Origin of the sequence: Ruegeria sp. MALMAid1280 (genome assembly GCF_049195285.1) — a bacterium.
In the GTDB taxonomy this organism is placed as follows: domain Bacteria; phylum Pseudomonadota; class Alphaproteobacteria; order Rhodobacterales; family Rhodobacteraceae; genus Ruegeria.
In genome coordinates this window covers 292,592-302,033 of the sequence record NZ_JBMIRT010000059.1, presented here as the reverse complement: position 1 = coordinate 302,033, position 9,442 = coordinate 292,592, and the positions used below count along the sequence as shown (strand labels likewise).

Here is a 9,442-nt window from a genome sequence, read left to right as displayed (position 1 = left end):
TCCCTTTCCCGGTGTTGAAAGCGCGCGGCGATGTCTCTCCTCCTCCCTGACGTCGCCGCGTCTTCCTCATACCGGGATCAAACCCGGGTTCGGATACATCAGGGCTCTCCTCCTCCCTGCCCTGATGTTGAAAAGAACGGCGGTTCCCTCTCCTCCTCCCTGGGAACCGCCGTTTTTACGTTTTCAGACAGAAAAAGGCGCCACAACTAAAGCCGGGCACCCCTCAAAAGAATCGAGCATGTGCCGTCAGGCACATTCCATTTGATTAAAACGGCACGTCGTCCTTGGCCGACAAGAACCGCGAGACAACTTTTTTCGTGCCCGCCTTGTCGAAATCGACCTCAACCTTATCGCCCTCAATGCCAATCACCGCGCCATAGCCGAATTTCTGGTGAAACACGCGCTCGCCCAGCGTGAAGCTGGCCACCGCAGTTGCATCAATCACGGTGTTGCGGCTTTCTTTGGGTTGAGACATCCCGTACTGCCCCTGCCGCGCCTGCATCCGCTTCCAGCCGGGGGAGTTATAGACATTCGCCTCAGCCGCGCGCGTTTCGATGCTGGCCGTCGGCTGACCTCCACCGTAGAGGCCCGGAGGCGTCAGCACCTCCACGTGATCCTCGGGCAATTCGTCGATGAATCGCGATGGCATCGCATTCTGCCACTGCCCGAACACCCGCCGGTTGGCGGCAAAGGAAATCGTACAGACCTCCTCCGCGCGCGTGATGCCAACATAAGCCAACCTACGCTCTTCCTCGAGCCCCTTGATACCGGTTTCGTCCATCGAACGTTGTGACGGGAACAGCCCGTCCTCCCATCCCGGCAGAAAGACGGCAGGGAACTCGAGCCCTTTGGCCGCGTGCAGGGTCATGATCGAAACCTTGGCGCCGTCGCTGTCCTGCTCATTGTCCATCACCAGACTGACATGCTCCAGAAACCCCTGCAGGTTCTCGAAATTGTCCAGCTGGTTGACCAGTTCCTTGAGGTTCTCCAGCCGCCCCGGCGCTTCGGGCGTCTTTTCGTTCTGCCAATGGGCAGTGTAGCCGGATTCGTCCAAAACGATCTGCGCCAGCTCGATATGGGTGTGTTCCGGCGCACCATAGCGGATGGGCGAGACGCCATCATCAATCACTGTATCATCATCGACCTCAATCCGCGGCCCCCGCGTCATCGCACTCCAACGTGCCAGCCCGTCGATCAACTCGCGCAGGGCCTTGCCGCCCTTGCCCTTGATCAACCCGTTCTCAACCGCAATCCGCGCGCCCTCGACCAGAGACACGCCGTTTTCCCGCGCCACCACCTGAATCGTCTGCTGCGCCTTGTCGCCAAGGCCACGTTTGGGCGTGTTTACGATCCGCTCGAACGCCAGATCATCCTCGGGGCTGACCACCAGCCGGAAATAGGCCATGGCATCGCGAATCTCCATCCGCTCATAGAAGCGGGGGCCGCCGATCACCTTGTAGGGCAGACCGATGGTCAGAAACCGATCCTCAAACGCCCGCATCTGATGCGAGGCACGAACCAGAATCGCAATCTCATCGAGGTTCATCGGCCGCACGCCGCGCGTGCCGCCCTGCATCGCGTCAATCTCTTCGCCGATCCAGCGGGCCTCTTCCTCGCCATCCCAATGGCCGATCAGCCGAACCTTTTCGCCCTCTTTCGCGTCGGTCCACAGCTCTTTGCCCAAACGGCTTTCATTGCCGCGGATCACATTCGACGCGGCGGCCAGAATATGCGGGGTCGAGCGATAGTTCTGTTCCAGCCGCACCACATATGCACCGGGAAAATCCTTTTCGAACCGCAAGATGTTGCCCACCTCGGCCCCGCGCCAGCCATAGATCGACTGGTCGTCATCGCCCACGCAGCAGATATTCTTGTGCCCTCCGGCCAGCAACCGCAGCCACAGGTATTGGGCGACGTTGGTATCTTGATACTCGTCCACCAGAATATAGCGGAACCAGCGCTGGTATTGCTCCAGAACGTCCGGATGGGTCTGGAAAATCGTAATCATGTGCAGCAGCAGGTCATCGAAGTCCACTGCGTTCAGCTCGCGCAGGCGGGTTTGGTATTGGGCGTAAAGCTCTATACCCTGGTTGTTATAAGCCCCGGCATCCGCCGTAGGCACCTTGCCGGGCGTCAGCGCACGACTTTTCCAGTCATCAATAATTGCGGCCAGCATCCGCGCGGGCCAGCGCTTTTCATCGATATTCGCTGCTTGAGCTAACTGTTTGAGCAATCGCAACTGGTCATCCCTATCCAGGATGCTGAAATTCGATTTCAGATCAACTAATTCAGCATGACGGCGTAATTGCTTAGCACACACAAAGTGGAACGTGCCCAGCCACGGCATCCCCTCGGCGGGATGCCCCAACAGACGCCCAACGCGATCTTTCATTTCGCGCGCAGCCTTGTTGGTGAAAGTCACCGACAGAATCTCATTCGGACGCGCCCGCCCTGTACTCAGCAGATGCGCGATGCGTGCGGTCAGTGCTTTGGTTTTGCCCGTCCCCGCCCCGGCCAGCATCAGAACCGGACCGTCCAGCCGTTCAACCGCCTCGCGTTGGGCCGGGTTCAGTTCATCCAGATAGGGCGTGGGTCGCGTGGCCATAGCCCGCGCAGACAGTGATGCGCCCTCGAAGGCGTCCATTTCGTCGTTACTGCTCATCCCCCCAAACTACGCCGGATGCGCGCCGAGGGAAAGAGTTTGTTCACCCCTTGTTCGCACAGACTTTCACGCTTTGCCGCCAATTCTAACCAATCCGCTCCTCCGCGCTTCGGTCACGTTAACCCACTGTCAAAGCTTGCATCCGATGCTGAGGTCAAAGCTGTGGGAGCGCGGATCATGAAAAACACTGACGGATCGGACATGGTATCCCGTCTGAAACTTGCTGGTATCCTTCTGACGATGGGAGGCCTCACGGTCCTGTCAGGTTGGGGAATTTACGCGATTCCCGCGCCGGTGGTCGACCGGATGCTGGAATCCGACCTGCGCCACGCCGCAGCGCAGATGAACCGGCAGGTGGTTTCTCATCTCGAAGATGTTGACGCCACCTTTCGCACCGGCAAGCTGGACGCCCATGATGAAGAGTTTCTGGAATTGCTGCCCGCAACCTCGGACATCTACCGTTTCGAACTCTTCAACGACGCAGGGCGGGTGATCTGGTCGACCCGCGCCACGGACGTGGGTTCGGTCAACAGCGACTCCTATTTCAGCGACGTGCTGGGCCGGGGAAACATCGTTTACAAACATGAAGAAAAACCCCTGACCGAAGTGGACGATTTCGACGGCAACCTGCTGGAGCTCACCGGGCCGCAGACCCGCCACGTGGCCGAAATCTACACCCCCGTCATCCGCGAAGGCCGCTTTGTCGGTGCAATCGAGTTCTATTCGGACATCACGCAGGTGCGGAACCTGTTCATCAATCGGGTTCGCCTGTTGCTGACCGTGCTCAGCGGCATTGCCCTGATTGCGCTGTCGGCGGTGACACTGGTCATTTTCCGCGCCAACCGGCGGCAGGTGCGCAGCCTGCGCGGCCGCGCCGCAAAAGAGCGTGAACTGATGGACGACCAACTGCGCCTAGCGCGTGAGGTCCGCTTGCTGGGCGAGTTGAACGAATGGCTGCAATCCAGCCGCTCGCTGGATGAGCTGTTCGACATGGTCTCGCGCTTCATGACCCATATCCTGCCCGAGGCCGAAGGCAGTGTGTATGTCTATTCCAATTCACGCGATGTGCTGGATGGCTGTGCCAGCTGGAATGGCGGCACGCACAAATCGCATATCCATCCGGAGGGGTGCTGGGGTCTGCGGCGGGGGCGCACCTATGAATATGGCGCGTCCGAGATCGACTTTGTCTGCGAACATGCCGAACCGCATGACGGACGACCCTATTTCTGCTTTCCCATTCTGGCCCACGGGGAAACGGTTGGTCTATTACATCTGCGGGCGCATGAGGACTGCGATGAGGTGTTTCATTCCAGCAAGAAGCTGGCCCAGCTATGCGCCGAACAGATCAGCATGGCGATCGCCAATGTCCGGATGCGCGATCAGCTGCATGACCAATCGGTGCGCGACCCTCTGACCGGGTTGTTCAACCGCCGGCACATGACCGAAACGCTGCGCAAATCCATCAGCCGCAGCCAGCAGACCGGTGCCTCGCTGAGCCTGATTGCCGTGGATGTCGACCATTTCAAAAAGTTCAACGACACCCACGGGCATGATGCGGGCGACATGGTGCTGCGCGCCGTCGGATCGGCTCTGGAACAGGGTTGCGACCGGGATGAGGTCGCCTGCCGCATCGGAGGAGAGGAGTTCATGCTGATCCTGCCGGACAACACGCCCGACGATGCCATGACCCGCGCCGAACAATTGCGGCAAGCGGTCGAGGCTGTCTCGGTCCGCTATGGTGAGAAATCCCTGCCGCGCATCACGATCTCTGTGGGCGTCGCCCACTACCCGGCGCATGGCACCATGCCGCAGGACCTGATGCGTGCAGCGGATGACGCCCTGTATATGGCCAAAGACAAGGGCCGGAACCAGGTGCAGGTCGCCAAAGGTGCAGCCTCGGCCCCTTCGACGGTGGCAGATGCAAAGCACAAACGGGCGCCCAAATCCGCGCCGTCGACCTCAGCCGCTTGAAAACCTTGCCGAATCGCTGCGCAGGTTGGATCAATTCATATGGACCTGCACAGCTCATTCCCCGGCCTTGCCGACCTGAAGCGCCGCGCAAAGCGCAGGATTCCTTTCTTCGTCTGGGAATATCTGGCAAGCGGCACAGGTTCCGAGACCACACTGCACCGCAATCGGGCCGCGCTGGATCAGGTGCAGTTTCTGCCTTCGATCCTGCATGGTCCTATCGAATTCAGTACCGGCACGCGTTTTCTGGGGCAGGATTTTCCCCTGCCCTTCGGCATCGCGCCTATCGGGATGGCTGGTCTGATCTGGCCGGACGCGGAAGGGCTGCTGGCACGTGCTGCCACCGAGGCGGGACTGCCCTACACGCTCTCGACGGTCGCCAGCCAGAGCCCCGAGGATCTGGCCCCTCATCTTGGGCGGCACGCCTGGTTTCAGCTGTACCCGCCGAAAGATCCGGGCATTCGCACTGACATGCTGAACCGCGCCAGATCGGCGGGGTTCTCGACGCTTGTGCTGACCGTTGACGTCCCTGTCGCGTCACGCCGTGAACGGCAAACACGATCCGGCCTCACCAATCCTCCCAGATTGACCCCGCGCCTGCTGGCGCAGATCGCCCAACGTCCGGCCTGGGCTTTGGGCATGGCGCAAAACGGGATGCCCCGGATGCGCACACTGGACAAATATATCGACGGGGACAGTGCACTTCCGCCGACCGCCCATGTTGGTTACCTGCTGCGCACTTCGCCCGACATGGAGTATGTCAAATGGCTGCGGGATGCGTGGGACGGGCCGTTCATCATAAAGGGCGTGATGCGCCCTGAGGATGCCGAGCGGCTGCAACAGACCGGAGTTGATGCCCTTTGGGTCTCGAATCACGGTGGACGCCAATTTGACGGAGCCCCCGCAAGTATCAATGTGCTACCGTTGATCCGTGAGGCGACAAACCTGCCCTTGATCTTCGACAGCGGCGTCGAAGGCGGCCTGGACATTCTGCGCGCACTGGCACTGGGCGCGGACTTTGTCATGCTCGGGCGCGGATTCCTGTATGGTATCAGCGCCTTGGGTGCACAAGGACCCGCGCATGTCATCGACATCCTGCGTCAGGACATGCTCGCCAATATGGGCCAAATGGGTCTTTCAAACCTGCAGGAAATCCCGACGGCAATCGCAAACATTGATGCTGCAGTGCAGCAAGTGTAAGACAATCACGCCAAAAGGCGGCGTTTGCGAGCGATAACATGCCGGTTCTACCCAGAAGGACTGATATACGAGCGCGTATTGTCCGCCTACTAACACGGCCAAACCATAAAGACCGGGACCGAAAATGACCGACTTCAAAAAGATCCTGATCGCCAACAGGGGCGAGATTGCCATTCGCGTGATGCGCGCAGCCAATGAGATGGGCAAACGCACCGTCGCTGTGTTCGCCGAAGAAGACAAGCTGGGCTTGCATCGTTTCAAGGCGGATGAGGCATATCGCATTGGCGAAGGCATGGGCCCGGTTGCGGCATATCTCAGCATTGATGAGATCATCCGCGTTGCCAAGGAATGCGGTGCGGATGCGATCCACCCCGGCTATGGCCTGCTGTCCGAAAACCCCGATTTCGTCGATGCCTGTGTGCAGAACGGCATCACTTTCATCGGCCCCAAGGCGGAAACCATGCGCGCCCTGGGCGACAAAGCCAGTGCACGCCGCGTCGCCATTCAGGCTGACGTACCGGTCATCCCGGCGACCGAAGTGTTGGGCGATGACATCGACGCAATCCGGGCCGAAGCCAAAGAGATCGGCTATCCCCTGATGCTGAAGGCTAGCTGGGGCGGCGGCGGGCGCGGGATGCGTCCGATCGAATCCGAGGAAGAGCTGGAAGAGAAAGTTCTGGAAGGCCGCCGCGAGGCCGAGGCTGCGTTCGGTAATGGCGAGGGGTATCTGGAAAAGATGATCACCCGTGCCCGCCACGTCGAGGTGCAAATCCTCGGCGACAAGCATGGTGAGATTTACCACCTCTACGAACGCGACTGCTCTGTCCAGCGCCGCAACCAGAAGGTCGTCGAACGCGCCCCTGCCCCGTACCTGTCCGAAGAACAGCGCGCCGAAATCTGCGAGCTGGGACGCAAGATTTGCGCCCATGTGAACTATGAATGCGCGGGCACCGTCGAGTTCCTGATGGATATGGAAACCGGCAAGTTCTACTTCATTGAGGTGAACCCCCGCGTGCAGGTCGAGCACACCGTCACCGAAGAGGTCACCGGCATCGACATCGTGCAGGCTCAGATCCTGATTGCCGAGGGCAAGACCCTGGCCGAGGCCACCGGTGCCGCCAGCCAGGCCGACGTGCACCTGAACGGCCACGCCCTGCAGACCCGGATCACCACCGAGGACCCGCAGAACAACTTTATCCCCGACTATGGCCGCATCACCGCCTATCGCTCGGCCACTGGCATGGGCATCCGTCTGGACGGCGGCACGGCTTATGCGGGCGGGGTGATCACGCGGTACTATGACTCGCTGCTGACCAAGGTGACTGCCAAGGCGCCAACACCCGGTGCGGCGATTGCCCGGATGGACCGCGCCCTGCGCGAGTTCCGTATTCGCGGCGTCAGCACCAATATCGACTTTGTCATCAACCTGCTGAAACACCCGACCTTCCTGTCGAACGAATACACCACCAAGTTCATCGACACGACGCCGGATTTGTTCACCTTCAAGCGCCGCCGCGACCGGGGCACCAAGGTTCTGACCTATATCGCCGATATCACCGTGAACGGTCACCCTGAAACCAAGGACCGCCCGGAACCGCGCGCCGATCTGAAAGAGGCCAAGCCCCCCGCGTCGAAGGGTGAACCCAAAATGGGCACCCGCAACCTGCTGGAGCAGAAAGGCCCGCAGGCTGTCGCAGACTGGATGAAGGCCCAGCGTCAGCTGCTGATCACCGACACCACCATGCGCGACGGTCACCAGTCGTTGCTGGCGACCCGGATGCGTTCGATCGACATGATCAAGGTGGCGCCCAGCTATGCCGCCAACCTGCCGCAGCTGTTCTCGGTCGAATGCTGGGGCGGCGCGACATTCGATGTGGCCTATCGCTTCCTGCAGGAATGCCCGTGGCAGCGTCTGCGCGACCTGCGCGAGGCGATGCCGAACCTGATGACCCAGATGCTGCTGCGCGGGGCAAACGGCGTTGGTTATACCAACTATCCCGACAACGTGGTGCGTGAATTCGTGCGTCAGGCGTCGCAAAACATCGACGTGTTCCGCGTCTTCGACTCGCTGAACTGGGTTGAAAACATGCGCGTGGCCATGGATGCGGTCGTGGAAAACGGCAAGATCTGCGAGGGCACCGTCTGCTACACCGGCGATATCCTCGACCCGGACCGCGCCAAATATGACCTGAAGTATTATGTCGGCATGGCGAAGGAACTGCGCGACGCCGGTGCGCATGTGCTGGGCCTGAAAGACATGGCCGGTCTGCTGAAACCGGCCTCGGCGCGTATCCTGATCCGGGCGCTGAAGGAAGAGGTCGGGCTGCCGATCCACTTCCACACCCACGACACCGCCGGCATCGCCAGCGCCACCATCCTGGCCGCGTCCGAGGCGGGCGTGGACGCGGTGGATTGCGCGATGGACAGCTTCTCGGGCAATACCTCGCAAGCCACGCTGGGCACCGTGGTCGAAGCGCTGCGTCATACCGAGCGTGACACCGGTCTGGACATCAAGGCGATCCGCGAAATCAGCGATTACTTCGAGGCTGTCCGCAGCCAGTACGCGGCTTTCGAGTCCAGTCTGCAGGCTCCGGCGTCCGAGGTGTATCTGCACGAGATGCCCGGCGGTCAGTTTACCAACCTCAAGGCGCAGGCGCGTAGCTTGGGGCTGGAAGAGCGCTGGCACGAAGTGGCGCAGATGTATGCCGACGTGAACCAGATGTTTGGTGACATCGTGAAGGTGACGCCGTCGTCGAAAGTGGTCGGTGACATGGCGCTGATGATGGTCAGCCAGGGCCTGACACGCGCCGATGTGGAAAGCCCATCGACCGATGTGGCGTTCCCCGACTCGGTGGTCGACATGATGCGCGGCAATCTGGGTCAGCCTCCGGGCGGGTTCCCCGATACCATCATCAGGAAGGTGCTGAAGGATGAAGCCCCGAACACCGAACGCCCCGGCAAGGATGTTCCTGCGGTCGACCTGGAGGCCACCCGCGCCGACCTGTCCAAGCAGTTGGAAGGCAAAGTGGTCGATGACGAGGATCTGAACGGCTACCTGATGTATCCCAAGGTGTTCCTGGATTACATGGGCCGCCACCGCACCTATGGTCCGGTCCGCACCCTGCCCACCCGCACCTTCTTCTACGGGATGGAGCCGGGCGAAGAGATCACCGCCGAGATTGATCCCGGCAAGACGCTGGAAATCCGCTGTCAGGCCATCGGCGAGACCGATGAAAAGGGCGAGGTCAAAGTGTTCTTCGAACTCAACGGCCAACCGCGCGTGATCCGGGTGCCGAACCGCCTGGTCACGTCCTCTACGCAGGCACGTCCCAAGGCCGAGGTGGGCAACGCCAACCATGTCGGCGCGCCGATGCCCGGCGTAGTCGCCACGGTCGCCGTCGCGGCGGGCCAGGAGGTCAAGGAAGGCGACATGCTGCTGACCATCGAAGCGATGAAGATGGAAACCGGCATCCACGCGGAACGCGACGCCACGGTCAAAGCTGTTCACATTCAACCCGGTGGGCAGATTGACGCAAAGGACCTGCTGGTCGAACTGGAATAACCGGTTTAGCTTTCTGGGCTAACAGGGGCCGCTCGGGGAACCGGGCGGCC

Annotated in this window: 4 protein-coding genes; 3 read left to right on the top strand and 1 reads right to left on the bottom strand. The window is 60.7% G+C overall.

From position 1 onward, the window contains the following. Positions 1-265 precede the first annotated feature (265 nt). Entirely contained in the window at positions 266-2,662 is a 2,397-nt protein-coding gene (locus tag ACOQFT_RS18415; protein ID WP_421599326.1) for an ATP-dependent helicase, read from the bottom strand. A gap of 177 nt (positions 2,663-2,839) precedes the next feature. Between ACOQFT_RS18415 and ACOQFT_RS18410 the strand changes: the two genes are divergently transcribed. The 3 genes from ACOQFT_RS18410 to ACOQFT_RS18400 all read left to right on the top strand — a co-directional run bounded on the left by ACOQFT_RS18410 (position 2,840) and on the right by ACOQFT_RS18400 (position 9,392). Further along, on the top strand, positions 2,840-4,633 hold the full coding sequence (locus tag ACOQFT_RS18410; RefSeq protein WP_421599325.1) for a sensor domain-containing diguanylate cyclase: 1,794 nt from the start codon (positions 2,840-2,842) through the stop codon (positions 4,631-4,633). 39 nt (positions 4,634-4,672) lie between these two features. After that, on the top strand, positions 4,673-5,830 hold the full coding sequence (locus ACOQFT_RS18405) for an alpha-hydroxy acid oxidase (protein ID WP_421599324.1): 1,158 nt from the start codon (positions 4,673-4,675) through the stop codon (positions 5,828-5,830). Positions 5,831-5,954: 124 nt separating this feature from the next. Then, complete coding sequence (locus ACOQFT_RS18400) at positions 5,955-9,392, top strand: pyruvate carboxylase (protein WP_421599323.1); 3,438 nt, start codon at positions 5,955-5,957, stop codon at positions 9,390-9,392. The last annotated feature ends 50 nt before the right edge of the window (positions 9,393-9,442 follow it).

Coding starts and splice junctions, on each gene's coding strand:
- ACOQFT_RS18415 (WP_421599326.1), bottom strand. CDS start 2,662: ATGAGCAGTAACGACGAAATGGACGCCTTCGAGGGCGCATCACTGTCT.
- ACOQFT_RS18410 (WP_421599325.1), top strand. CDS start 2,840: ATGAAAAACACTGACGGATCGGACATGGTATCCCGTCTGAAACTTGCT.
- ACOQFT_RS18405 (WP_421599324.1), top strand. CDS start 4,673: ATGGACCTGCACAGCTCATTCCCCGGCCTTGCCGACCTGAAGCGCCGC.
- ACOQFT_RS18400 (WP_421599323.1), top strand. CDS start 5,955: ATGACCGACTTCAAAAAGATCCTGATCGCCAACAGGGGCGAGATTGCC.